Annotated in this window: 23 protein-coding genes; 10 read left to right on the top strand and 13 right to left on the bottom strand. The window is 63.3% G+C overall.

All coding sequences use genetic code 11. The features are described 5' to 3' along the window. The 11 genes from AC5STI_RS10630 to pqqA all read right to left on the bottom strand — a co-directional run bounded on the left by AC5STI_RS10630 (window position 1) and on the right by pqqA (window position 9,502). Window positions 1–1,032 carry a branched-chain amino acid ABC transporter permease gene (locus AC5STI_RS10630; protein WP_495446614.1) on the bottom strand — a complete coding sequence of 344 codons (1,032 nt, stop codon included), beginning with the start codon at window positions 1,030–1,032 and terminating at the stop codon, window positions 1–3. A 1-nt stretch (window position 1,033) separates the two neighbouring features. Continuing rightward, window positions 1,034–1,756 carry an ABC transporter ATP-binding protein gene (locus AC5STI_RS10635; protein ID WP_495446615.1) on the bottom strand — a complete coding sequence of 241 codons (723 nt, stop codon included), beginning with the start codon at window positions 1,754–1,756 and terminating at the stop codon, window positions 1,034–1,036. Then, window positions 1,749–2,513, bottom strand: a complete 765-nt coding sequence (locus AC5STI_RS10640) for an ABC transporter ATP-binding protein (protein ID WP_495446616.1) — start codon at window positions 2,511–2,513, stop codon at window positions 1,749–1,751. Before AC5STI_RS10640 ends, AC5STI_RS10635 begins: the two co-directional genes overlap by 8 nt. 69 nt (window positions 2,514–2,582) lie before the next feature. Further along, window positions 2,583–3,758, bottom strand: a complete 1,176-nt coding sequence (locus AC5STI_RS10645) for a substrate-binding domain-containing protein (protein WP_490399987.1) — start codon at window positions 3,756–3,758, stop codon at window positions 2,583–2,585. Between the two features lie 533 nt (window positions 3,759–4,291). Continuing rightward, on the bottom strand, window positions 4,292–5,260 hold the full coding sequence (locus AC5STI_RS10650) for a methylenetetrahydrofolate reductase (RefSeq protein WP_475047277.1): 969 nt from the start codon (window positions 5,258–5,260) through the stop codon (window positions 4,292–4,294). Further along, window positions 5,257–5,829 carry a methylenetetrahydrofolate reductase C-terminal domain-containing protein gene (locus AC5STI_RS10655; RefSeq protein WP_495446617.1) on the bottom strand — a complete coding sequence of 191 codons (573 nt, stop codon included), beginning with the start codon at window positions 5,827–5,829 and terminating at the stop codon, window positions 5,257–5,259. The genes AC5STI_RS10650 and AC5STI_RS10655 overlap by 4 nt, the downstream gene beginning before the upstream one ends. A gap of 544 nt (window positions 5,830–6,373) precedes the next feature. Further along, on the bottom strand, window positions 6,374–7,459 hold the full coding sequence (gene pqqE / locus AC5STI_RS10660; RefSeq protein WP_495446618.1) for a pyrroloquinoline quinone biosynthesis protein PqqE: 1,086 nt from the start codon (window positions 7,457–7,459) through the stop codon (window positions 6,374–6,376). Next, window positions 7,456–7,743 (bottom strand): pyrroloquinoline quinone biosynthesis peptide chaperone PqqD, encoded by a 288-nt coding sequence (gene pqqD, locus AC5STI_RS10665; RefSeq protein ID WP_495446619.1) that lies wholly within the window; start codon window positions 7,741–7,743, stop codon window positions 7,456–7,458. Before pqqD ends, pqqE begins: the two co-directional genes overlap by 4 nt. Further along, window positions 7,740–8,492, bottom strand: coding sequence for a pyrroloquinoline-quinone synthase PqqC (pqqC, locus tag AC5STI_RS10670; protein ID WP_495446620.1), 753 nt, complete (start codon window positions 8,490–8,492; stop codon window positions 7,740–7,742). Before pqqC ends, pqqD begins: the two co-directional genes overlap by 4 nt. Further along, the gene (pqqB, locus tag AC5STI_RS10675; protein ID WP_495446621.1) at window positions 8,489–9,373 is read right to left on the bottom strand and encodes a pyrroloquinoline quinone biosynthesis protein PqqB; all 885 of its coding nucleotides are present in this window, start codon (window positions 9,371–9,373) and stop codon (window positions 8,489–8,491) included. Before pqqB ends, pqqC begins: the two co-directional genes overlap by 4 nt. A 21-nt stretch (window positions 9,374–9,394) precedes the next feature. Beyond that, window positions 9,395–9,502 carry a pyrroloquinoline quinone precursor peptide PqqA gene (pqqA, locus tag AC5STI_RS10680; RefSeq protein ID WP_027245494.1) on the bottom strand — a complete coding sequence of 36 codons (108 nt, stop codon included), beginning with the start codon at window positions 9,500–9,502 and terminating at the stop codon, window positions 9,395–9,397. A gap of 137 nt (window positions 9,503–9,639) precedes the next feature. Between pqqA and AC5STI_RS10685 the strand changes: the two genes are divergently transcribed. Then, window positions 9,640–11,724, top strand: coding sequence for a 4Fe-4S binding protein (locus tag AC5STI_RS10685; protein WP_495446622.1), 2,085 nt, complete (start codon window positions 9,640–9,642; stop codon window positions 11,722–11,724). After that, complete coding sequence (locus AC5STI_RS10690) at window positions 11,721–12,623, top strand: FAD:protein FMN transferase (RefSeq protein WP_495446623.1); 903 nt, start codon at window positions 11,721–11,723, stop codon at window positions 12,621–12,623. The genes AC5STI_RS10685 and AC5STI_RS10690 overlap by 4 nt, the downstream gene beginning before the upstream one ends. A gap of 10 nt (window positions 12,624–12,633) precedes the next feature. Here the strand turns inward: AC5STI_RS10690 and AC5STI_RS10695 are convergent, their stop codons facing one another. Next, window positions 12,634–13,536: a substrate-binding periplasmic protein gene (locus tag AC5STI_RS10695; RefSeq protein ID WP_495446624.1), complete on the bottom strand. Its 903-nt coding sequence runs from the start codon at window positions 13,534–13,536 to the stop codon at window positions 12,634–12,636. 18 nt (window positions 13,537–13,554) lie between these two features. Further along, window positions 13,555–14,232, bottom strand: coding sequence for a cytochrome c-550 PedF (gene pedF, locus AC5STI_RS10700; protein WP_495446625.1), 678 nt, complete (start codon window positions 14,230–14,232; stop codon window positions 13,555–13,557). Window positions 14,233–14,402: 170 nt separating this feature from the next. Here pedF and AC5STI_RS10705 point away from each other — a divergent pair, with 170 nt between their 5' ends. The 8 genes from AC5STI_RS10705 to AC5STI_RS10740 all read left to right on the top strand — a co-directional run bounded on the left by AC5STI_RS10705 (window position 14,403) and on the right by AC5STI_RS10740 (window position 22,574). Beyond that, the gene (locus AC5STI_RS10705; RefSeq protein WP_495446626.1) at window positions 14,403–15,566 is read left to right on the top strand and encodes an ABC transporter substrate-binding protein; all 1,164 of its coding nucleotides are present in this window, start codon (window positions 14,403–14,405) and stop codon (window positions 15,564–15,566) included. Next, window positions 15,563–16,540 (top strand): YVTN family beta-propeller repeat protein, encoded by a 978-nt coding sequence (locus AC5STI_RS10710; RefSeq protein WP_495446627.1) that lies wholly within the window; start codon window positions 15,563–15,565, stop codon window positions 16,538–16,540. Before AC5STI_RS10705 ends, AC5STI_RS10710 begins: the two co-directional genes overlap by 4 nt. Window positions 16,541–16,585: 45 nt before the next feature. After that, the gene (locus tag AC5STI_RS10715; protein ID WP_495446628.1) at window positions 16,586–17,047 is read left to right on the top strand and encodes a cupredoxin domain-containing protein; all 462 of its coding nucleotides are present in this window, start codon (window positions 16,586–16,588) and stop codon (window positions 17,045–17,047) included. Next, complete coding sequence (locus AC5STI_RS10720; protein ID WP_495446629.1) at window positions 17,044–17,763, top strand: ABC transporter ATP-binding protein; 720 nt, start codon at window positions 17,044–17,046, stop codon at window positions 17,761–17,763. The genes AC5STI_RS10715 and AC5STI_RS10720 overlap by 4 nt, the downstream gene beginning before the upstream one ends. Further along, window positions 17,760–18,560, top strand: a complete 801-nt coding sequence (locus AC5STI_RS10725; protein ID WP_495446630.1) for an ABC transporter permease — start codon at window positions 17,760–17,762, stop codon at window positions 18,558–18,560. The genes AC5STI_RS10720 and AC5STI_RS10725 overlap by 4 nt, the downstream gene beginning before the upstream one ends. A gap of 209 nt (window positions 18,561–18,769) precedes the next feature. Then, on the top strand, window positions 18,770–20,536 hold the full coding sequence (locus tag AC5STI_RS10730) for a PQQ-dependent methanol/ethanol family dehydrogenase (protein ID WP_495446631.1): 1,767 nt from the start codon (window positions 18,770–18,772) through the stop codon (window positions 20,534–20,536). A 140-nt stretch (window positions 20,537–20,676) separates the two neighbouring features. Continuing rightward, entirely contained in the window at window positions 20,677–21,372 is a 696-nt protein-coding gene (locus tag AC5STI_RS10735; protein ID WP_495446632.1) for a LuxR C-terminal-related transcriptional regulator, read from the top strand. Between the two features lie 32 nt (window positions 21,373–21,404). After that, window positions 21,405–22,574 (top strand): FIST N-terminal domain-containing protein, encoded by a 1,170-nt coding sequence (locus AC5STI_RS10740; RefSeq protein WP_475047302.1) that lies wholly within the window; start codon window positions 21,405–21,407, stop codon window positions 22,572–22,574. Window positions 22,575–22,577: the final 3 nt, after the last annotated feature.

Consider the following 22,577-nt stretch of genomic DNA (forward strand, 5'->3'; position numbering starts at 1 on the left):
TTACTTCGCCTTCACAACTGGCATCATGCCTTGCGGCCGCCACATCAGGATTGCGGTCATCAGCGCGATGTTCGACACCAGCGCCAGCTTAGGTTCCAGAAAGGCCACGTAGTTCTGCATCAGCCCGACCAGAAGAGCGCCGATAAATGCTCCTTCGACCGACCCCAGCCCGCCGATGATGGCGACGATAAAGACCAGCACCATCATCTTTTCTCCCATCCCGGCGGTGATGACCTCCTGATAGAGGCCCCACATCACACCGCCCAGCCCGGCAAGGGCAGAGCCGGCGATGAACACGCCGACAAAGACCAGGCGCAGACGGTAGCCGAGTGCTTCGACCATCGGGCCGTTTTCCACCCCGGCGCGCACGATCAAGCCGATCTTGGTGCGGCGCAGAACCATGCGCATAGCGATGAACAGGACCAGCCCGACCCCCACGGCCAGAAGGCGGTACTTCTCCATCGCAGCCCCGGCAAAGGTGACTGCGCCCTTCAGCGTTTCGGGACGGTTGATGAAGATCTCATCCGGCCCCCAGACCACATGGATGAGCTGCTCAATTACGATGAGGCCGCCAACGGTGACAAGGATCTGCTTCAAATGCGCGCCGTAAACCGGCTTCACGATGATCCGCTCAAATCCCCAGCCTAAAACTCCAGTCACAGCCATCGCGGCGACCACGGCCAGAAGCACTGCAGACATGTTGAGGAGCAGCGATGCGGTGCCGGTCCACTCGCCAAGCGCAATGAGCACCGACACCCCGACAAAGGCGCCCACGGAAACAAAGGCACCGTGGCCGAAGTTGATCACATCCATCAGGCCGAAGACCAGGGTCAGCCCTGACGCCATGATGAAGATCATCATCCCCATCGCCAGGCCTGAGACAGTCAGCGTCAGCCAGGACGAGGGCACGCCAATTGCCAAAAACCCAAGGAGAACAAGCAAGGGGACCAGCAGAAACGGCATTGCCTCAGCCAGCCGCTCAGTCAGGGTGATACTGGCGAAAGTCGGTCTATGATCGGGGGCTGCGGTCATCTCAATGCGCCTCCATGCTAAGACCCATCAGACGTTCCTGAAGGTCCTTGTTTCCGGCCAGTTCGGCCATCTCTCCGCTCCAGATCACCCGCCCGTCATCCATGACGGCAGCGCTGTCGCCCAGCGCTTTGGCAACCGAGAAGTTCTGTTCCACCAGCAGAATGGACGCACCCTGCGCTTTCAGCTCACGCAGCGCCTGAGCCATCGTCGACACGATTGCCGGGGCGAGCCCCTTGGTCGGCTCGTCGATCAGGTAAAGCTTTCGGTCCTCCGCCATTGCACGGGCGATCGACAGCATCTGTTTCTGGCCGCCGGAAAGGTTCCCCGCCTCGCTGTTCCAAAAGGTTCCCAGCGCCGGGAAAGCCCCCAGCAGCCACTCCTTGCGTCTGGGATCCAGCGGGCCGGAGGTGCAGCCCAGCACCATGTTCTCTTCTACCGTCAGATCGCGGAAAATCCCCATATCCTCGGGCACGAAGCCGATGCCCGCCCTTGCGCGCGCCGGAACCGGGAGGCGGGTAATATCTTGACCGTCAAAGACAATTTCCCCTGACTTTGCTGTCCATTGCCCCATTGTGGTTTTCAGCGTCGTGGTCTTGCCCACACCATTTCGGCCCAGCAGCATGGTCACCTGACCCCGCGGCACAACAAGATCGACGCCTTGAAGGATGTGATACTGCGCGATGTCTGTATGCACCGCATTCAACGACAGGATCGGGTCAGACATGGTCCAGCTCCTTGCCCATGTAGGCCTCCTGCACCACCGCAGATGCCATGACCTCGGCCGGCGGCCCATCGGCGGCCAGCGCGCCATTGTGCAGAACGATGATGCGGTCGGCGAGGCTGCGGATCACGTCCAGCTTATGCTCTACCAGCAGAACCGTGCGTTCCCGGTCCGCCTTGATCTCGGCGATCAGGTCCAGGATCACCGGCGCCTCATCAACACTCATCCCGGCGGTGGGCTCGTCGAACATGTAAACCATCGGATCCAGCCCAATCAGCAGCGCCACTTCCAGCTTGCGCTGGTCGCCGTGCGACAGCTCTGACACCAGCTGGTCTTTCTGGGTGTCCAGCCGCACCCGTTCCAGAATGGCCATCGCCGCGACTGTCAGTTCGGTGTGGCTGTCCGCCCTCGAGAACAATCCGAACCCTTTGTGCTGGCGCGATTGAATCACTAAACGCACATTTTCCAGAACAGTTAGGCTGGGAAACAGATTTGTGAGCTGAAACGCACGCCCCAGTCCGCGGCGGCAACGGGCAGCCACGCCAAGACGGGTAATGTCCTCCCCCATCAGCTTCACCGTGCCGGAGCTGGCCGGGATCTGGCCCGAGATCAGGTTGAAATAAGTGGTCTTGCCCGCGCCATTCGGCCCGACGATAGCGGTCAGCTCGCCTGCGCGGAAACCGCAGGACACCGCATCAACAGCCACATGCCCGCCGAACCGCACCGTCAACGCATCCGTTTCAAGAAGTATCTGGGTCATTGATCTCTCCCCTGCCCCCGGGGCGGCCTCGGCGGCCGCGCCGGGGTTAGGCGGGGAACATCCCGCCGGTTACTGGTTGCGGATCGGGATGTTCATTTCATCCATGCCGATTTCACGCACAAGCACCGGCACGCCATAGTCCTTCCCGTCCTGGATTTCAGTGCGGAAGTGATACATGGGCTGCATTGCCTGATGGTCTTCGGCACGGAACTGCATGGTGCCCTTAGGGGTTTCCCAGGACATGCCTTCCATTGCCTCGATCAACGCTTCGGTGTCCTCTGCGCCGCCTGCCTTCTTGATCGCTTCGACAATCGCAAGCCCGGACGCCATGCCGCCAGCGGTGAAGAAGTCCGGGGGGCTGTCAAACCGCTCGAAATGGGTTTTCACCAGCCACTCGTTCACCGGGTTTTGCGGAATTTCGTAGTAGTAATAAGTCGCGCCTTCCATACCCGGCAGCTCTTTGTAGGCTTTCAGTGCAGCCAGAATGTTGCCGCCGGTCGCAATCTCGATGCCGAAACGCTCAGGCTCCATTGCGTTGATCTTACCCATCGGGTTGCCGCCGCCGGCCCAGATGATGAAGAGCTTCTTCTCGCCCTCGACCTCTCCCATCTTGGTAAAGATCCGCTCGGCTGCCGCCGTGAAGTCAGTGGTGTCGGTCGGGACGTATTCTTCATGGGCAATGGTTGCGCCCGTTGCTTCCAGCGCTTCCTTGAAGGCCGCGACGCCATCGCGCCCGAATGCATAATCCTGCGCCAGGGTCGCGATGGTGACGCCCTCACCACCCAATGCTACCGCATTGGCAATCGCGTCCTGCGACGAGTTGCGGCCGGTGCGGAAGATATAGGGGTTCCAGTTGGCGCCGGTTATCGAATCCGCGACCGCAGGTTCGACGATCAGAACGCGTTCATACTCTTCGGCAACCGGCAGCATGGCCAATGCCACGCCGGAACTGACTGGGCCGACAGCGATATGCGCGTCATCATCTCCGAAAGCTTCCTCCAGCTGCGCGCGGCCGATGTCCGGCTTCAACTGTGTGTCCTTCTCGATCAGCACGATCTTCTCGCCGTTGATCTCCATGGTGCCGCCCGTGGCGTACTCCAGACCCAGCTTCAGACCGTTGTGCGACTGGGCCGCATAGGCCTCAAACGGGCCGGTTTTGCCATAGACATGGGCAATGCGGATTTCGGCAGAGGCTGCAGACGACATCAATGCACCGGCAACCGTCAACGCAAATAAGCGCAGCATGAGGGCTCCTCCCTATTTTCTCCCTGCAAAACATGAAACATGAATCAACATTCATGTCAATGAAATGGTGACTCACGGTCGCTGACAGGCCTGCCCCATGACCAGGTTTCGGCCACATTGGATGCCAAGAGAGTGGGCGCTGGCGGTTCATGGCATGGCCGCCTGCGAGCTCCTCCGGCGCTCCCTGACCTGCGTATTGCCGCAGTGTTTCCACCTGCGGCCTGCCGCCCTGCACCGCACGAAATGCCAAGACTTCGAAGGCCCGCGCCCAGACTTTAGCGAACGCGGGTTCCGCAGGCCCCGGAACCACCGGACAAGCCCGCTCCGCTCCTCTTGCACAGGCCAGGCTTCCATTTTCGGGCCGTTTTTCGCCGCTCTGGAAATTCCGCCACGGGCGGGATCCGCAAACCCGCGTTGCTAATCCGGCAATCAATCACCGTTTCAAAAACTTGTGCAAACAATCCCTGCGCCCGAGCCCGCCCAAATTCTGGCTGGTCCGCATCGAAGCGCCACGGGGCAGTGCAACGCGGTTATCAAGCCCTCTTACGTGACGCTAGAACTCCAGACTCTTGAATTATTTCAGAGACTTGATGTTCCTTCCGGTAAGCCATGACATGCACCCCGGATACACCGGCAATCTCACGCATCTGCTGTATGAGCTCCACGCAGATTTTCTTGCCTTCCTGCCCGGGTTTTTCTGCTTTCTCCATACGCTCAATAACCGCGTCCGGAATATGGATCCCCGGCACGTTCGAGCGCATCCACCGGGCCGCCCGTGCAGAAGCCAACGGACCGACGCCGGCCAGGATAAAGACTTTCTTGTCCAATCCCAGATCCCGCACCCGCGCCATGAACTTCTCGAACAGCGGAACGTCGTAAATGTAGTTGGTCTGGATGTACTCCGCCCCGGCCTCCACTTTCTTGGCCAGTCGTTCCGGGCGCCACTCGTAGGGTGGTATACAAGGATTCTCAGCCGCCCCCAGAAACAGCAGCGGCGGGTTGGTAATGGTGCGCCCGGACAAAAACTTCCGCTCATCCCGCATGGTTCTGATGGTACGCAGGAGCGACAATGAGTCAAAATCGAAAACCGGCTTGGCACCCGGCTGGTCCCCAACGCCGACACCATCGCCCGTCAGACACAGAACATTGCTGACCCCCATGGCGGCGGCACCCAGCACGTCCCCTTGAATGGCGATCCGGTTCCGGTCGCGGCAGGAGATCTGGTAAACAGGGGAATACCCGGCTCGGGTCAGCAGCGCGCTGATCCCGATTGAGGACATATGGCAGTTCGCGCCCGAGGCATCCGTCGCGTTGATAGCGTCGGCAACTTCCCCAAGCGGGCGGGCAGCATCATAGACATCCGCAGGGTCAGCGCTGTCGGGCGGGTTCAATTCCGCCGTGATGGCAAAGCGGCCTGAGCGCAGCACCCGTTCCAGCCGGCTGTGCGAAACATGGCCTTCGGGAGGCGCTGAATAAGGCTGCGGCAATGTGTGGTCCATCATTTTGCCCCCTTCTGAGCCTGAGCAGGCTCTTCCGCCAGCGGCGCGGCAGAGGGCTCGTTTTTGCGCGCATCAGGGAAAGCGTCCGCAATGGCGGTGCGGCGTTTTTCCCGGGCCTCACGCAGATGAGCTGCTTTTTCGCGGCTCACCCGCAGCCAGGACGACGACCCTTCGAGGTTGCGTTCGACCGGTGGCAGCACAGTTGCGATCTGCGCGCCGCCTTTCATCCGCGACGCACCGTCCCAGGCCAGCGCCCAAACACACTTCATTTCCGGTTTTACCTCGCAAAACCCTTCTGGCCTTACTCCGCCGCAAGGGCCATTGCGCAGCTGTTTGGGGCAGTTCATCGGGCAGGACATGCCGGTCGAGGATAGCACGCACTGCCCGCACATCTTGCAATCGAACAGCACAGTCTTGACGCATTTCTCGACAAAGGCGATGGGACGTTCGACCCGGTGATACCCGATTTTGCTCAAGACTGGGTCCAGAGCAATCATGACCTGCTCCACCCGCTTGTATATCCACTCAAAGCTACGCGCATGACGAATGGCGAACAGGCGAATCCGGTACATTGAGCTACCCTTTCTCCAGACCTTAACAACGTTTATCTATATCTTGAGGCAGCATTGACCTAAAAAATCATCCGAATGCGCCAAGTCTCCACGTTCTGTCCCGACTGCCGATCCGCCGTACCCGCCGGACGTCTCACCTGCGGCCTGCCCAAAATACTCGGTCCAACTGGCCCATGTGACAAGGCACGGGCCACTCAGCCGAAACCGCCAATGCCCGCGGCTCTTACAAGGCCTGGCGGAAGAGCTGCTTTGGAATGGCTCGCCTAATTTTTAGTGTATGACTGTCTTTGGGTCCATCGGCACAACGGACTGAACCAGCCAGGTTCGCTTGGAGAGCAAATGCCCGGTAAAAAACTCTGCATGAAATGGCAGAAGAGCAATCTGTGTCTGCAGCCGGCCGGGTCCCGCGAGCGGACGGTTCGGGCGGACGGTGACGCCTGCCTGCTCCCGCGATAAGCATTCTCTTTTTTCTGTAAGGTGCTGTATGATTTCCCCGTCCATTGGCAGCCAATACACCACCGTTTCGCGCCTTCAGCGGCTCTTCTCAGCCAGCAGCGCTCCGGTAAACAAAAGCAGCGTCTGAACTGTTTCCGGCTTGTTCAAGAAGATCGAGCACGGCCTGATGCCGGGGCGACTTCCGGCACACGGGATCTGTTGCGCCTGCGTCGCCTGCCAAGGCTAGCGCCTGACAGCGGCAACCACCGAAATCAGCTTCCTTGCGGTCACAGCTGCGGCAGGGCTGCGGCAGCCAATCAGTGCCCCTGTAGGCATTGAACGCGGCGCCGTCGTACCAGATCGCGGCCAGTGGCTTGCTGCGGACGTTGTCAAAGTCCAGATGCGGGATAGTCTGGGCCGCATGGCAAGGCAGCACAGTTCCATCCGGCGCTATGTTCAGCCCAGCCGTCCCCCAGCCTCCCATACAAGCCTTGGGATAGTCCGCGTAATAGTCAGGCGGGACGAAATCAAAGGCCAGCACACCACGCAGACGCTGCTCCGCCTCAGTAACGACGCGCTTGGCAGCCTCTGTCTGCGCGCGGGTGGGCAGCAGCTGTGCCCGGTTGCGGGACGCCCAGCCGTGAAACTGAACGCAGGCGACCTCAAGCCGCCGCGCGCCCATTTCGACGGCCATTTCAATGGTGCGTTCCAGATCCTCCAGATTGTGCCGGTGCATAACGGCGTTCAGCGTCAGGGGAATACCGCGGGCTTTGATCTCAGCCGCGATTTTCATCTTGCGGTCAAATCCGCCCTTGTAGCCGCCGATCCAATCCGCGAGCTCCGCGTTTGTGCCCTGCAGCGACAGCTGGATATGGTCCAGCCCCGCTGCCTCCAGCGCATCCAGCCGCTTGGGCGTCAGGCCGATGCCGCTGGTGATCAGGTTGGTATAAAGCCCGCAGCCTTGTGCCGCGGCAGTGAGTTCCGCCAGATCGGGGCGCGCGGCGGGTTCGCCGCCGGACAGGTGCAATTGCAGGACCCCCAGTTCCGCAGCCTGGCGGAAGGCATCCGCCCACTCACCGGTTGTCATCTCCGCGTCCCGGCCCAAGAGGTCCTGCGGGTTGGAGCAATAGGGGCAGGCCAGCGGGCAGCGGTGCGTCAGCTCAGCCAGCATCGCGATGGGCGGAGGCACCGTCATGGCCGCACCGCCAGATACATCCGGGACCGAAGCCCGGCGAGGAAGCGCTGCACGTCGCCGGCGATCTGCTCCGCCGGGGCATCATAGGCTGCCGCCAGACCGGCAACGATTTCCTCGAACGAAGCGCTGCCATCGACCCGTGACAGGATCGCCACTCCGATGGCATCCAAGGCAATGGCTTTTTCCGGGCAAAGCAGCACCTTGCCGCCCCGCACCTTGTCGGTAATCATGCGCACCCCGCGCGGCAGACAGGGGCGGTCCGTGGGGGCAAGTGCCAGCTTCATGCCAGCCCCTCGCCCGGCTGCCAGGCGCCCGGCGGGATCCGCCCCGGCTCTACATAAGCGCCCCAAAGCGCATCAAGCTGCGCCCACAGGACATTGGTCTTGAAGATCAGCGCCTCGCAGGCAGCAGCTTCCTTCTCCAATGTGTCAGCGTTCTCCAGCACCCAAGCCAGGCCGAAACCCACGTCCTTTGGCGCCTCAGTCAGCCGCTTGCGGAAATAGGACAGGCTGGCGGCATTGGCGAAATCGTAATGCTGCAGCAGGCCTTCGATCCGCTGCTCGTGGATGGACGGCGCGAATAGTTCCGTCAGCGACGAAGCCACTGCCTGCAGCAGCGGCATGTCGCGCACATAGCGGATATAGGCGTCGACGGCGAATTGGGTGGCCGGCAGCACGCCACGGCCGGAGGCCACGTAGTCCGGGTCAAGCCCGACCGCTTCGGCCAGCCGCAGCCAGCGGCGTATGCCGCCGCCTTCGCTGATGCCGCCGTCATGATCTTCGATCCGGCTGCGCCAGGCCCTGCGCATGGCGGGATCAGTGCAGCGGGACAGAAAGGCCGCGTCCTTCATCGGGATCGCCGCCTGATAGGCCCAACGGTTGATCACCCAGGCGCGAACCTGGTCGGGAGAGCATTCCCCGCCGTGCAGCCTGTGATGGAACGGATGCTTGTCGTGGTACCGCGCCGCGCCGATGGCGCGCAGGCGGGCTTCCAGCGGTTCTCTTGCCGGAATTTCCCGGGTTTGCACATTCATAAGGCAATCTCCATTCCATCCGCTGCAATTGTCCATCCGGCGGCCAGCACCTGCGCGCGCTCGGCGCTGCCGGGCTGCCAGATCGGGTTGGTGTTGTTGATGTGAATAAACGTCTTCGCCGCATCCACTGTCTGCAGACAGGCAATCGAGCCTTCCGCGCCGCTGATCGAGATATGCCCCATCCGCTGGCCGGTCTTGGTGCCTGTCCCGCTTTGGATCATCTCCTGATCGTGCCAGAGCGTTCCGTCAAAGAATACCTGGTCAGCATCCGCCAGAATCTCCAGCAGCTCACCGGACACGCCGGAACAGCCGGGGATGTAATAGGCGGTTTTGGTGCCGTCGGTCAGCCGGACGCCGACGGTCTGCTCCCCGATCAGGTCCGTCTGCACCTGCCCGCCTTCCATGAACAGCGGCACCTTGCCCGGTACCGGAAAAACCGTTGCACGCAATCCCGGAAGCAGCTCGAAATCTTCGCTCAGCCGCACAGGATGGCGGCCAACAGCCGCCGGAAGGGCGTTGAACACCGGGTTGGCCGCCAGCACATCCAGCAGGCCGGCAGTGGCGAACAGAGAAAAAGGCGACTGTTCCCGCAGGGACAGGAGACCTGCAATGTGATCAATATCCCCATTTGTCAGCAGCACCGCGCGCAGCGGGCTGTGGCGCAACGACTGCGGATGCATGGACGGGCAGTGCTGCAGCTGAACCCGTATGTCGGGAGAGGCGTTCAGAACCGCCCAGCTCTGCCCGTCCAGTGTGACGGCCAGCGAGGACTGGGTGGCGGATGCGATCTTGCCGAGACGCGCGTCCCGGCAATTCCGGCAACCGCAATTCCACTGCGGCAAGCCGCCGCCCGCCGCCGCGCCAAGAACCAGAAACCGCATGGCCGTTTTCCTTTTTGGCGATCAGAACAGATCGGGTTCGTATTCGCGGCCGTCGTCCTCGGACGGGGAGTACATGTTGATTTCCATGCCGCAGTTGATTTCTTTCAGTTTCGGGGCAGACCAGGCCATTTCGTCCTCCTTTGCTGGCTTTAATCCCATCAGCCTAGCTGCCAGCCCCCGGCCCCGGTATTGGCCTTTGGTCGTAAGGACGGCCTCAGACTTTGGTCCAATGGCACGAGGCGTCCGGGCCCGGCAGACTGCTGTCTATGCGCGTATCCCGGTTCATACTCTGGTTTAACGCCTGGTTCTTTGCGGCCAGCGTGCTGGCGGCGTCGCCATTGACGCGCGAGGAAATCAGCGCTCTTGTCATGCCGCCATTCTCTTTGGGCGAGCCGGTGAACAGCAAGGGTGTCTATACACTGCTCAACTCGGGCGGGGCGGAGGCAGGCTATGCCTTTGAAACCGAGCCGCTAGCCCCCCTGCCCGGGTTTTCCGGCGCGCCGGTTAACGTGCTGGTGCTCCTGGACCTGGACGGCACCTTTCTGGATGTCCGGCTTATCAGCCATAACGAGCCGGTCTTTGTCTCCGGGCTTGGCCCGGCCCCGTTTCACCGCTTCTTCGAGCAGTACCCCGGCCTGTCAGTTTTCTCCTCGATCACCATCGGCACGCCCTACGGCGAAACGGGTTCCGGCTCCTCTCTGGTCTATCTCGACGGGGTCACCAAGGCGACCGCCTCAGTTCGGATCGCCCATGACTCCATCATGGCCGCAGCCCTGGCAGTCGCACGCGAGAAGATGCACGGCGTTATCACCGCCCCGCCCGCCCGGCCGGACCCGGACCACAGCGAGCCGCTGGACTGGGCGGCGCTGGTCGATCAGGGGCTGGCCGCCCGCGCCACAGTCTCCAATGCGGAGGTTGACGCGGCCTTTGCCGGCACCCTTTGGGCAGATGACGACCCAGAGGCACGGCAGCATCCCGAGGCCCCCTATCTGGATCTCTGGATCATCGACCTTGGCCCGCCGTCAATCGCTCAGGCTGTTCTGTCGACGGACGGCTATGACGAGCTGCAGGATTTCCTGGCGATCTCTCCCGATGATGAGCCTCTCTTGCTGATCGAGACCGGCCGCCACGGGCTGGTCAGCCCGGAATTCATCCGGAACACCGCCCCGGACCGGGTGTTCGCAGCCCAAAATGGTCTGCCGGTGGCGCTGCGGGACGGCGATCTGCTGGTCGAGCTGTCGCCGGCTCTGCCAGCGCCTCTGCACGACGGCACGGCGATGATCCTGCGGGCCGACCGCCGCCTCGGCTTTGACCCGGCGCAGGAATGGACGCTGCACGTCCAGGCGGTGCGGGCGCACGGCATGTTCCAGCCCGAGACCGGTACCGTGGAGTTCCCGGTCACGCACCGGACCCCCGAACGTTTTTTCCTGCGGGACGAAGCACCCGCGCCGGTGCCGCCCTGGCTGGAGGCGCTGCGCAGCCGACAGACCGACGTGGTCCTGCTGGCGCTTTTCCTGACAGCGCTGACCTCCGCGCTGTTGCTGGCGCAAAGCCGGATTGCCGCGCGCAAGGTGCTTACCCCGTTACGGCTGACGGTGCTGTCGGTTGTCACGGTTTTCATCGGCTGGTGGGGTCAGGGCCAGCTTTCCATCGTCACCGTGCTGGGCGTGCTGCGCACCGCGGCCGAGGGCGGCAGCTTTGCCTTCCTCGCCTACGACCCGTTTTCGCTGTTGCTGTGGGGCTTCGCCATCCTCGGATTTTTTCTATGGGGGCGGGCCCTGTTCTGCGGCTGGCTGTGCCCCTTTGGCGCGCTGCAGGAGTTCGCGCACCACTTGGGCCGCAAGCTGGGACTGCCTCAGGCGGGCCTTACTCCAGCCTGGGACGGGCGGCTCAAACTCCTCAAATACGGGGTGCTGGGCGTGCTGATCTCGCTGGTCTTCCTGGCACCTGAACACGTGGACACCGCAGCCGAGGTCGAACCTTTCAAGACCGCGATCACCACCACTTTCCAGCGCGAGTGGTATTTCACTGCCTATGCGGTGTTCTGGCTGGCTGCGGGGCTGGTGCTGTTCAAGCCGTTCTGCCGCTACCTGTGCCCGCTGGGCGCGGCCATGGCGGCGGGCGGGCTGCTGCGGCAGCGTAACTGGATCGCCCGGCGCGCCGCCTGCGGCAGCCCCTGCCAGCTGTGCCGGGTGAAGTGCGCCTATGGCGCGATCGAGCCATCCGGTTCGGTCCGCTATGACGAATGCTTTGGCTGCCTCGATTGTGTGTCGATCCACGACGACCCGGCCCGCTGCGTTCCACTGATCCTGGCGGCGCGCAAGAAACAACAGCTGGAGGCCGCGGAATGAGCGCCAGACTGACCCGCCGCCGGTTCCTGGTAATCTCTGCCGCCGCCCTGGGCGCCGCGGCACCAGCAGCGCGGGCCGCACCCGTCACGTGGCGGGGATTTGCCCTGGGCGCCGAGGCGCGTCTAACCATCCACGCGCCGCCGCCGCTGGCAGATCAGGCGATTGCAGCCGCACTGTCGCAGCTGCGGCGGGCCGAACAACTGTTCAGCCTCTATGATCCGGCCTCTGCCCTGTCCCGGCTGAACCGGACCGGAGTTCTGAGAAACCCGCCACCGCCGTTTCTGCAATTAGCCCGGCTCTGCACCCAAGCGCATGCGGCAACAGGAGGTATCTTCGACCCTTCAGTCCAGCCGCTCTGGCAGGCCGTCGCGCGTGGTGAAGGCAGTCGCGAGGCCGCCCGCCTCACGGGCTGGCACAAGGTGTCCGTAGCGGAGCAGGAAATCCGGCTGATGCCGGGCCAGGCGCTGACCTTCAACGGCATTGCCCAGGGCTATGCCACAGACACGGTCCGCGCCGCGCTCGCTCGCCTGGGGCTGAAGCGGGTTCTGATCAACGCCGGCGAGTTTGCCGCGCTCGGCGGTCCGTTCCGCATCGGGCTGGCTGATCCGGAGCGCGGTGTTTTTGCAGCCCGCAGCCTGACCAGCCGGGCCATTGCAACCTCCAGCCCCGGCGCCCTGCGGCTGCACGGCACCGCGCATATTCTGCATCCCGCCCTCGGCCGCCAGCCGCATTGGGCCACCGTCTGCACCGAAGCGGACAGCGCCGCGGTAGCGGATGCATCCTCCACCGCCTTTTGCCTCATGAGCGAAGCTGAAATCGCCACCGCGCTGGACCGTCTGCCCGGCCGCCCCCGCGCCACTCTTCTCGCGCAGGATGGCCGATTGAGGACAGTGGGTTAGGGCCAGTATTCTAGCGAAGTTCCGGCGGCCGGTGGCTGAGGCCATGAGCTGCGAAAATGGCGGCAATCCGGCCGTCCTGCAGTCCAGCGGCGATGGCATCTTCCACCGCATAGGCCAGTGGACGGTAGGAAAAGTGCACAGCTACGCCGGAAGTCCAAGTCCCCGCGGAAAAGCCCGGCAGCGGCGGTGTATGGACCGCGGTCTGCGCGGTCAGCCCGGCCTCCAATTGCGCCAGAGGCCCCATCGCGGCTTTGACCTCCGCCTGATCCAGGCCCGCCATAACCGCTGCCGCCGTCGGGTAGCGGCGGATATTGCCGCTCAGCTGGCCGCCGGGAAAGGCCGATAAATAGAAGTCGGCGATTGAGTCGTTCTCAACCGCGACGCTGTCGAAGCGGAAATAGGCGGGCACCGGCGGGTCTTCGGGATATGCGTCCCGGCGGTAGGCGATAGCCACTTCCTCCACATGATACTGGCCAGTGAACACCACTTGTTCGACCCGGCAGGCGAATTCGCTGTCATAGGGGACATGCAGCATAACGTTGGCCACGCTGCCGCCCACGATCGGCCCCTTCCAGACCCAGTTTCGCAGATCCGCATCCAGATTCTCGCCCGCCGCGACCAGAGAAAACCGCGCTTCCACCCCCAGCTCCGCGGCAATCATCCGGCCCAAATCGATGTCTGCCCCCTTTATTTTGCCCGCCTCCTCGTAAGACCAGGGCGCGAAATCCTCGTAGGCGGCAAAGGTGATGAAACCGCGCTCGATGATTGTCTCAAGGTCCTGCCCGACGATATCGCGCGAAGCATTCTGCGGTTTTGGCTGCGGCACATGGCTGGCGCAGCGGGCCAGTCCCGCCTGCGCCCAGCCGCAGAAAAGCGCTGCAAAGACGAGGAGACCGGCCAGCTTTTGTTTCATCTATCTCAGCCCTTCGGGTCAATGCGCTGCTGACAAGCCCACGGTCAAGGCCTCCGCGGCACCCGCAAAGTCCGGCTTTGCGCCATCGATCAGGCTGGCAGCCCGGTAAGCCACGCTGTCAGCCACCGGTGCGCCGGAGCCGGTTTCGACACCCTCTGCAATCTTGGCAAGCTCCGCCTGCAGCGCAGCCGCATCTCCGCCCCCGCCGCCGGCCATCGTTGTCAGCTCATCGCGGATTTCCAGCAGCCGGCCGGTGGCCTCGTCCAGGGCACCGTCATCGGGCCGGGTTTCCAAGTAGGTTCGGATCGCCCAGGCGGCCTTCTGGCCCAGCAGCTCCCCGAAGGCGGGCATCTTGGTGATGCCGTTCTGGGTGTATCCGCTGCGGAACCGCTCAACGAACCATTCGTCGCCGAATTCTTCTGCCTCAAGGTAGCGCAGGTCAGGTGCCAGCCCGCCGGAAACGCCGCCCAGCCCGTGGCATCGGGCGCAATTCTGGTTGTAGCCGCTGCTGCCGATGTCGACCGCTGTTTGCCAGACTTCCGCATCCTTGCCGCGATATGGGTTTTCGGTCAGCCATTCCTCTCCGACGTCTGGCAGGGCATCGGTATTCATCGGCTGCGGCGCGACATCTCCGTGGGCGTGCGCCGCTGTGGCAAGTGCTGCTAGGCCAAGGGCCGCAAGAGGCAGTTTGAACATGAGTTCCTCCCGTAAGTTTGTGCTTGCCGCAAGAATAGCCAGCCTGCGCCCTGCCCCGATACGCGACTTAAGTTGGAGAACCGCGCAGGCAGCCTACGACCTTGGTCCAATGGCAGCGAACCTCCGGGCGGCAGTACGCTCAACCCATCCAGACAAAACCGGGTGTTCCGATGCGCTTTCTGATCACATTCGTGATGGCCCTGTTGCCCGCTGCCTTTGCCGCGGCGAACGGGGTTGAGGTGCCGGTCATCTACCTGAAACAGCAGGAGGTGCAGCCCCCGACCCTCTCCAATCTTGATCCGCCGCCCGCGGATCTTGGCGAGACAGGCGCGCAGCTGGGGCTGACCGACAACCGGACCACCGGCGGCTTTCTAGGGCACAGCTACAGCCTGGAGGCCATTTCCGTCCCTGAGGACGGCGATTTTGCCGCGGCGGTGCGGACGGCGCTGAGCCGCAGCAAGCTGCTGATCCTGGATGCGCCCAAACCGGCGCTGCTGGCCGCTGCCGACTTGCCGGAGGCGCAGAATGCCCTGCTGTTCAACAGCGCTAGCCCGGACACCGGCCTGCGCAGCGGCGACTGCCGCCGCAACCTCCTGCACAGCCTGCCCTCGGACTTGATGCGCAGCGACGCACTGATGCAGTTTGCGCTGTCCAAGCGCTGGACCGGGCTGGCGCTGATTTCCGGCAGCCACCCGCAGGATCAGGCGTTTGCCGCTGCGCTGCGCCAGAGCGCCGCCAAGTTCGGGCTGGAAATCACTGCCGAGCAGACCTGGGACTATGGTGCCGACATGCGCCGCAATGCCGCCCAGGAGGTACCGCTGATGTCGCAGGAATTGGGTCGCCATGACCTGCTGCTGGTTGCCGACGAGCTGCAGGACTTTGCCCGCTATCTGCCCTACAACACTTGGCTGCCGCGGCCGGTTGCCGGTTCCGAAGGGCTAGTGCCAACGGCTTGGGCGCCGGTGGTCGAGCAATGGGGCGCGGCGCAGCTTCAATCCCGGTTCCAGGAGCTCGCCGGCCGCAAGATGCTTGCCCGGGACTATGCCGCCTGGGCCGCGATGCGAACCATCGGCGAGGCGGTGACGCGCACGAATTCCGCCGGCGCGGCAGTTCTGCGCAGCTTCATCCTGTCGGACAGTTTCGAGCTGGCCGGTTTCAAGGGCCGGCCGCTCAGCTACCGCCGCTGGAACGGCCAGCTGCGCCAGCCGATCCCGCTCGCCACCCCCCGCGCGCTGGCGGCGCAGGCACCCTTGCCCGGCTTCCTGCACCAGCACAGCGAACTCGACACCCTGGGCCTTGATGAACCCGAAAGCCGCTGCGGAGCCTTCCAATGACATCTATTGCAAAACCCCTTGCCGCGCTCGCCTTCTCAGCGCTGCTGGCCCCGGCCGCAACGCTTGATGCCGCGGAAATCTGGGTCACAAACGAAAAGGACGATACCATCAGCGTGATCGACATCGCCACGCTGGAAGTGGTCCGCACCATCGAAACCGGGGAGCGGCCGCGCGGCATCACCTTTTCCAAGGACTTCTCAAAAGCCTATGTCTGCGCCTCTGACAGCGACACGGTTCAGGTTCTGGATGCCGCCACCGGCGAGATCCTGCACGAGCTGCCCTCCGGCGAGGATCCCGAGCAATTCGTGCTGCACCCGAACGACCGGCATCTCTACATCGCCAATGAGGACGATGCCGTGACCACGGTGGTCGACACCGAAACCCGCAAGGTGGTCGCACAGATCAATGTCGGGATCGAACCCGAAGGCATGGCGGTCTCGCCCGATGGCAAAATCGCCATCACCACCTCAGAGACCACCAATATGGCGCATTGGATCGACACGGAAACGCAACAGCTGTTTGCCAATACGCTGGTCGACTCCCGGCCCCGCCACGCCGAATTCACCGCAGGCGGCAGCGCGCTGTGGGTCTCCTCCGAGATCGGCGGCACCATCACCGTTTTCGACACCGCCACTCAGACTGAGACTGGAAAGATAAGCTTCGATGTCAAAGGTGTGCATCCCGACCGGGTGCAGCCAGTGGGATTTGCCTTCACGGCCGATGAAAGAACCGCCTTCGTTGCGCTAGGACCGTCCAACCATGTTGCGGTGGTCAATGCCGGGACGCTTGAGGTGGAAGACTACATCCTGGTTGGCCGCCGGGTCTGGCACATGGCGTTTTCCCCGGACAGGTCGCTGCTGTTCACCACCAACGGCGTGTCCGGCGATGTCACCGTGATCGACACCGCCAAGCGCCAGGCACTGAAATCCATCAAGGTCGGCCGCTTTCCCTGGGGAGCGGCGCTGCGGCCCTGACACCTGCCGCCCCACGGCAACCGCATCCCGACAGGAGGACACCCGATGCTGAAATCCCGTATTCTTTCCACGGTTCTGTGCTTGGCCCTGCCCGCAGCCGGCTTCGCAGATAGCGATGATGACGATCAGGGCCAGGCGGGCCTCGGCCTCGCCGGGCTGTTGTCCGCCTCCAACAAAGAAGACCTGCCGCCGGTCACTTTGTCCGCAGGGATGCCACTGGCCGACGCCCCTTGGGCGCTGAAATCCGGCACCTATTACGAGTTCGAGATTCAAGGCGACGGCAGCCAGGAGCTGGCGCTGACGGGTTCTGAGTTCTTCCGTGCGGTCTGGATCGACGAGATTGTCGTGGAAGGCCTTGAGATCCGCCCGCTGGGGCTCGACAGCATCGAGTTTGACGAGGCCGGCGAGATGGAAATTGGTTTTATTGCTTTGAAACCCGGGAATTACCATCTTAAGGTGCCCGGTTCGACCGGCGATACTCAGCGGCTGGAGATCACCATCCAATGACCGGGCTTCGGGTAGAAAACCTGAGCTATGCCTACGGCACCCGGCAGGCGCTGGACAGGGTCAGCTTCCGGGTTGAACCCGGCACCTTCTGCGCCTTGCTGGGCCCCAACGGGGCGGGCAAATCGACACTGTTTGCACTGCTTACCCGCCTGTTCACCGCGCCGCGGGGCAGGATTGAAGTTGGCGGCCACGACATGGCCCGCGCTCCGCGCAAGGCTCTGCGGCAGATGGGGGTGGTTTTCCAGCAGCCGACACTGGATCTAGACCTGACGGTGCAGCGCAATCTCAGCTATTTCGCCGCCCTGCACGGGCTGCGCGGTGCCAGGGCGCAGGCCCGGATCGAGGCCGCGCTGGAACGGCTGGAGATGCGCGGCCGGCTGGATGAGCGGGTGCGCGATCTCAATGGCGGCCACCGCCGCCGGCTGGAGATTGCCCGCAGCCTTATCCACCACCCCAAAGTGCTGCTGCTGGACGAGCCGACAGTGGGGCTGGACGCGGCCACCCGGCGCGCGATCACCGATCATGTGCACGACCTGTCGCGGCGCAAGGGGCTGACGGTGCTCTGGGCCACCCATTTGACCGACGAGATTGAGGACGCCGATCAGCTGCTGATCCTGCACCGCGGCAGGCTGGCGCAAGACGGAACCGCCCGCCAGCTGCGCGGCGGTCTGGGGCTGGCCGATCACTTCCTCAGGCTGACGGAACAGGCGGCATGACCGCCTGGCTGGCCGCCCTGACAGCAATCACGCAGCGCGAGGCGCTGCGGTTCATCGGCCAGCGCGGACGCTTTGTCGCGGCACTGGTGCGGCCAATGCTGTGGCTAGTGGTTTTCGCCGCGGGCTTCCGCGCCGCGCTTGGCCTGTCAATCACCCCGCCCTATGCCACCTACACCACTTACGAGGTCTATATCGTGCCCGGATTGTGCGGCATGATCCTGCTGTTCAACGGCATGCAAAGCTCGCTGTCGATGGTCTATGACAGGGAAATGGGCTCAATGCGGCTGCTGCTGACAAGCCCGCTGCCGCGCTGGTGGCTGCTGGTCTGCCGCCTGCTGGCCAGCACCGCGATCTCGATCCTGCAGGTCTATGTGTTCCTGGCGCTGGCCGCGCTGTTCGGCATCCGCTTCGGCTGGGGCGGCTATGCCGCGCTGCTGCCCGCCCTGGTCCCGGCCGGGCTGATGCTGGGCGCACTGGGGCTGGCGCTGTCCTCGGTGATCCGCCAGCTGGAGAATTTCGCCGGGGTGATGAATTTCGTGATCTTTCCGATGTTCTTCCTGTCCACCGCGCTTTACCCGCTGTGGAAGATGGCCGAAAGCTCCGCGCTTCTGCGCGATATCTGCGCCGTGAACCCCTTCAGCCAGGTGGTCGAGCTGATCCGCTTTGCGCTGTATCAGCAGCTGAACGCCGCCGCGCTGGCCTGGGTGCTGCTGTCCGGACTGGTCTGGCTGGGGCTGGCGGTCTGGGGCTACGACCCGGCGCGCGGGCTGATCCGCAAGACCGCGAAACCGGGCTGAGGCGGCCGCGGACACCGCTGGTTAATGCACCGCAAACCCGGGCCGCAAGGCGCCGAGCCTTGCCGTGTTGCGCCTCGCCCTGCCCCTGCCGCTTTCCGCATACGACCATTGTGCAATACCGCCAACCCGGCACGCCTTGGATACTGTGGCAGGCCGGAGGCCCGCACAGGGCGGCGGCTGAGGAGTATCCAATGATAGGGAGGAGCCCAATGAACCGCTTCATCACGGCGGTCGCCGCGGGGACCATGATGGCGGGCGTCAGCCACGCCGGGGTCACCGAAGACGACCTCAGGAACGACCAGACGACCACAACGCAGGTGGTCACAAACGGGATGGGGCGGCACCTGCAGCGCTACAGCCCGCTGGACACACTGAACAAGGATAATGTCGCAAACCTGGTGCCTGCCTGGGCCTTCAGCCTGGGCGGTGAAAAGCAGCGCGGCCAGGAAACCCAGCCGCTGATCTACGACGGCATCATGTACATCACCGGCTCATACAGCCGGGTCTATGCCATCGACGTCGAGACCGGCCAGGAGATCTGGCAGTACGACGCCCGTCTGCCCGAAGGTATCCTGCCCTGCTGCGACGTGGTGAACCGCGGCGGCGCGATCTATAGCGACACCTTCTATTTCGGCACGCTGGACGCCCGCATCGTGGCGCTGGACCTTAAGACCGGCGACGTGAAATGGCGCAAGAAGGTGGCCGACTACAAGGCCGGTTACTCGATGACCGCAGCACCGCTGATCGTCAACGGGCTGGTGATCACCGGCAACTCCGGCGGCGAGTTCGGCATTGTCGGCGAGGTGCAGGCACGCGACGCCGAAACCGGCGAGCTGGTCTGGACCCGGCCGGTGATCGAGGGCCACATGGGCACCTTCAAGGGTGAGGAAAGCACCATGACCGGCACCCTGAACGCCACCTGGCCGGGCGACATGTGGAAGACCGGCGGCGGCGCCACCTGGCTCGGCGGCTCTTACGATGCGGAAACCGATACCCTGGTCTTTGGCGCGGGCAACCCGGCGCCCTGGAACAGCCACCTGCGCAACGCAGGCACCCCAGTGGAGGGCAACGCGGGCGATAACCTCTACGCCGCGAGCCGGATCGGCATCGACCCCGCCAATGGCGAGATCAAGTGGCACTTCCAGACCACCCCGCGCGAAGGCTGGGACTATGACGGCGTCAACGAGGTGGTCGCCTATACCGACCGCAGCGGCAACAAGCGCTTTGCCACCGCCGACCGAAACGGCTTCTTCTATGTCCTGAACCGGGAAGATGGAAAATTCGTCAGTGCGTCGCCCTTCGTCAAGGACATCACCTGGGCTGAGCGTATCGACGAGACCGGGCGCCCGGTGTTTAATGAGGACAACCGCCCCGGAAACCCTGCGGATGCGGCCGACGGCAACAAGGGAGAGGTCATCTTTGCCTCGCCGTCGTTCTTGGGCGGCAAGAACTGGATGCCGATGGCGTTTTCGCAGAACACCGGCAATTTCTATGTGCCTTCGAACGAATGGGGCATGGACATCTGGAACGAGCCGATCAGCTACAAGAAGGGCGCCGCCTACCTCGGCGCGGGCTTCACCATCAAGCCGAACTACGAGGACCATATCGGCAGCCTCAAGGCGATCGACCCGGACACCGGCGACATCAAGTGGGAGTACAAGAACGACGCGCCCCTCTGGGCCGGGGTGATGACCACCGCGGGCGGGCTCGTGTTCACCGGCACCCCCGAGGGCCGTTTCATCGCCTTTGATGACGAAACCGGCGAGGAACTGTGGTCGTTCCAGACCGGCTCCGGCATCGTCGGCCAGCCGATCACCTGGGAACAGGACGGCGAGCAGTATGTCTCGGTCATTTCCGGCTGGGGCGGCGCGGTGCCGCTGTGGGGCGGCGAGGTGGCCAAAAAGGTCAACTACCTGAACCAGGGCGGCATGCTCTGGACGTTCCGCCTGCCGCGCCAGCTTGCACAAGCAGACTGATCCGCCCGGCAGAGGGCCGCAAGCAAGGAACACAGACGCGCTTCCGGAGGGAGCGCGCCTGCCATATGCGACTTTAGGCGTATACCGCTGCTGCTGTCAGCTTGCTAAGCTGGCAGGAAAACAACAGTTCTGGTGCAAATATGCCGACACACACCGACACGCCGAACACTCCAGAGTTCCATGCGGCGCTGCTGGTGGATGACCACCCGCTTTTCTGTGACGCCTTAGCGATGACACTGCAGGCCGTTTCCGCGATCAGCAGCATGCACACCGCGCCGGCGCTGCAGGCTGCGCTCGACATGCTCGCCGGCGGCGTCCGCGTTGACCTGGTGGTGCTGGATCTGAACCTGCCCGACGTCAACGGGCTGGACGGGCTGCTGCGCCTGCGCAAGGTGACCGGCTGCCCGATCCTCGTGGTGTCCTCAATGGCAGACAACCGTATCGTCAGCTCAGTCATCCATGCCGGTGCCAATGGCTTCATCCCCAAACACAGCCAGCGCGATGTGTTCCAAAAAGCGCTGGAGACAATCAGCCAAGGCGATGTGTTCCTGCCCGACGGCTATGTGCATCTGGATAGGGACTCGGAAAACAACGACGATGTGCTTCAGCGGCTGTCACTGCTTACCAACCAGCAGGCACGCATCCTGCAGCTGATCTGCGAGGGCAAGCTCAACAAGCAGATCGCCTATGAGTTGTCTATTGCCGAAACTACCGTTAAGGCCCACATCACCGCCATTATGCGGAAACTCGGGGTGCAAAGCCGCACCCAGGCGGTTCTAGCCGCCAAGCAGGCAAGCTTTGCTAACGTCTTGCAAGGCACGCCGCCGCCCGCCTAATCTGGCGGGCAAAAACGGGGAGGAGAAATAGGATGGACCCTGTCCATGGTCCGTCACGCACGTCCGTGGCGGAACCTCAGGTCGTCCGGTCCGGCTCGGTTGACTGCCGGGCAACGGACGCTGTGGAACAGCTCGCACAGGCGCTGAACCCCAACGGGTTATCGCTGGTGGTTCTGTTTCTGTCACCAGACACCGACGTTGCCCGTCTGATCGATGAGGCACAGCGCCGTTTTGCCCCGGCGCAGGTTGTCGGCTGCACCTCTGCCGGAGAGATTTCAGCGGCCGGCTATGTCGAGGGCGAGATCGTTGCCATCGGGTTTTCCCAGTCGCATTTCCAGACCCGCACCATCCTGATCGAGGATCTCGGCAGCTTTGATCCGCACAGCGTGATCGAACGGATGATCCGCAACCGCAATCACATGGCACAAGACACCGGTGACTGGGTGTCGGACTTCACCTTCCTGCTGGTCGATGGGCTCTCTACCAAGGAGGACACGCTGACCTCGCAACTGTCGGTCGGATTGGGGCCGGTGGCCTTTTTCGGAGGTTCCGCGGGCGACGGCACCAACTTCGGCAAGACATATGTGCTGCATGGCGGCCAAGCCCATTCCAACGCCGCCATCCTGATCCAGGTCCGCAGCCGCTGCCCGATCGAAGTGTTCAAGACCGACCACCTGATCCCGTCGCAGAAGCGCATGGTGGTGACCGGGGCCGATCCGGCCCGCCGGGTGGTGCATGAGATCAATGCCGAACCCGCGGCCCGCGAATACGCCCGGGTTCTTGGCAAAGATCCGGAACAGCTCACCCCCTTCACCTTTGCCGCCCACCCGGTCGCGGTGCAGTTCGGCGACCAGCACCATGTGCGCGCCATCCAGCGGGTTGCCGACAACGACGAGCTGGTGTTCTTTTCCGCCATCGACGAAGGAGTGGTGCTGACCCTGGCTGAGCCGGAGGATATGGTCACTCACTTGGAGCGCGAAATGGCCGCCCTCAGCGCCGAGCGCCGCCCAGAGATTATCCTGGCCTGCGATTGCATCCTGCGGCGGCTGGAGGCGCAGCAGAAACAGGTCTCGCAGGACATTTCCCGCATTCTGCGCGACAACCGGGTGGTCGGTTTTTCGACTTACGGCGAGCAGATCAACTCAATGCATGTCAACCAGACTTTGACCGGGGTAGCAATCTATCCGCCGGACGAGGGCTGAGCC

Source organism: Leisingera sp. CC-HEC096 (assembly GCF_059429235.1).

Excerpts from the sequence above, each read along its gene's own strand:
- AC5STI_RS10630 (WP_495446614.1), bottom strand. The coding sequence starts at position 1,032 with ATGACCGCAGCCCCCGATCATAGACCGACTTTCGCCAGTATCACCCTG.
- AC5STI_RS10635 (WP_495446615.1), bottom strand. The coding sequence starts at position 1,756 with ATGTCTGACCCGATCCTGTCGTTGAATGCGGTGCATACAGACATCGCG.
- AC5STI_RS10640 (WP_495446616.1), bottom strand. The coding sequence starts at position 2,513 with ATGACCCAGATACTTCTTGAAACGGATGCGTTGACGGTGCGGTTCGGC.
- AC5STI_RS10645 (WP_490399987.1), bottom strand. The coding sequence starts at position 3,758 with ATGCTGCGCTTATTTGCGTTGACGGTTGCCGGTGCATTGATGTCGTCT.
- AC5STI_RS10650 (WP_475047277.1), bottom strand. The coding sequence starts at position 5,260 with ATGATGGACCACACATTGCCGCAGCCTTATTCAGCGCCTCCCGAAGGC.
- AC5STI_RS10655 (WP_495446617.1), bottom strand. The coding sequence starts at position 5,829 with ATGTACCGGATTCGCCTGTTCGCCATTCGTCATGCGCGTAGCTTTGAG.
- pqqE (WP_495446618.1), bottom strand. The coding sequence starts at position 7,459 with ATGACGGTGCCTCCGCCCATCGCGATGCTGGCTGAGCTGACGCACCGC.
- pqqD (WP_495446619.1), bottom strand. The coding sequence starts at position 7,743 with ATGAAGCTGGCACTTGCCCCCACGGACCGCCCCTGTCTGCCGCGCGGG.
- pqqC (WP_495446620.1), bottom strand. The coding sequence starts at position 8,492 with ATGAATGTGCAAACCCGGGAAATTCCGGCAAGAGAACCGCTGGAAGCC.
- pqqB (WP_495446621.1), bottom strand. The coding sequence starts at position 9,373 with ATGCGGTTTCTGGTTCTTGGCGCGGCGGCGGGCGGCGGCTTGCCGCAG.
- pqqA (WP_027245494.1), bottom strand. The coding sequence starts at position 9,502 with ATGGCCTGGTCTGCCCCGAAACTGAAAGAAATCAACTGCGGCATGGAA.
- AC5STI_RS10685 (WP_495446622.1), top strand. The coding sequence starts at position 9,640 with ATGCGCGTATCCCGGTTCATACTCTGGTTTAACGCCTGGTTCTTTGCG.
- AC5STI_RS10690 (WP_495446623.1), top strand. The coding sequence starts at position 11,721 with ATGAGCGCCAGACTGACCCGCCGCCGGTTCCTGGTAATCTCTGCCGCC.
- AC5STI_RS10695 (WP_495446624.1), bottom strand. The coding sequence starts at position 13,536 with ATGAAACAAAAGCTGGCCGGTCTCCTCGTCTTTGCAGCGCTTTTCTGC.
- pedF (WP_495446625.1), bottom strand. The coding sequence starts at position 14,232 with ATGTTCAAACTGCCTCTTGCGGCCCTTGGCCTAGCAGCACTTGCCACA.
- AC5STI_RS10705 (WP_495446626.1), top strand. The coding sequence starts at position 14,403 with ATGCGCTTTCTGATCACATTCGTGATGGCCCTGTTGCCCGCTGCCTTT.
- AC5STI_RS10710 (WP_495446627.1), top strand. The coding sequence starts at position 15,563 with ATGACATCTATTGCAAAACCCCTTGCCGCGCTCGCCTTCTCAGCGCTG.
- AC5STI_RS10715 (WP_495446628.1), top strand. The coding sequence starts at position 16,586 with ATGCTGAAATCCCGTATTCTTTCCACGGTTCTGTGCTTGGCCCTGCCC.
- AC5STI_RS10720 (WP_495446629.1), top strand. The coding sequence starts at position 17,044 with ATGACCGGGCTTCGGGTAGAAAACCTGAGCTATGCCTACGGCACCCGG.
- AC5STI_RS10725 (WP_495446630.1), top strand. The coding sequence starts at position 17,760 with ATGACCGCCTGGCTGGCCGCCCTGACAGCAATCACGCAGCGCGAGGCG.
- AC5STI_RS10730 (WP_495446631.1), top strand. The coding sequence starts at position 18,770 with ATGAACCGCTTCATCACGGCGGTCGCCGCGGGGACCATGATGGCGGGC.
- AC5STI_RS10735 (WP_495446632.1), top strand. The coding sequence starts at position 20,677 with ATGCCGACACACACCGACACGCCGAACACTCCAGAGTTCCATGCGGCG.
- AC5STI_RS10740 (WP_475047302.1), top strand. The coding sequence starts at position 21,405 with ATGGACCCTGTCCATGGTCCGTCACGCACGTCCGTGGCGGAACCTCAG.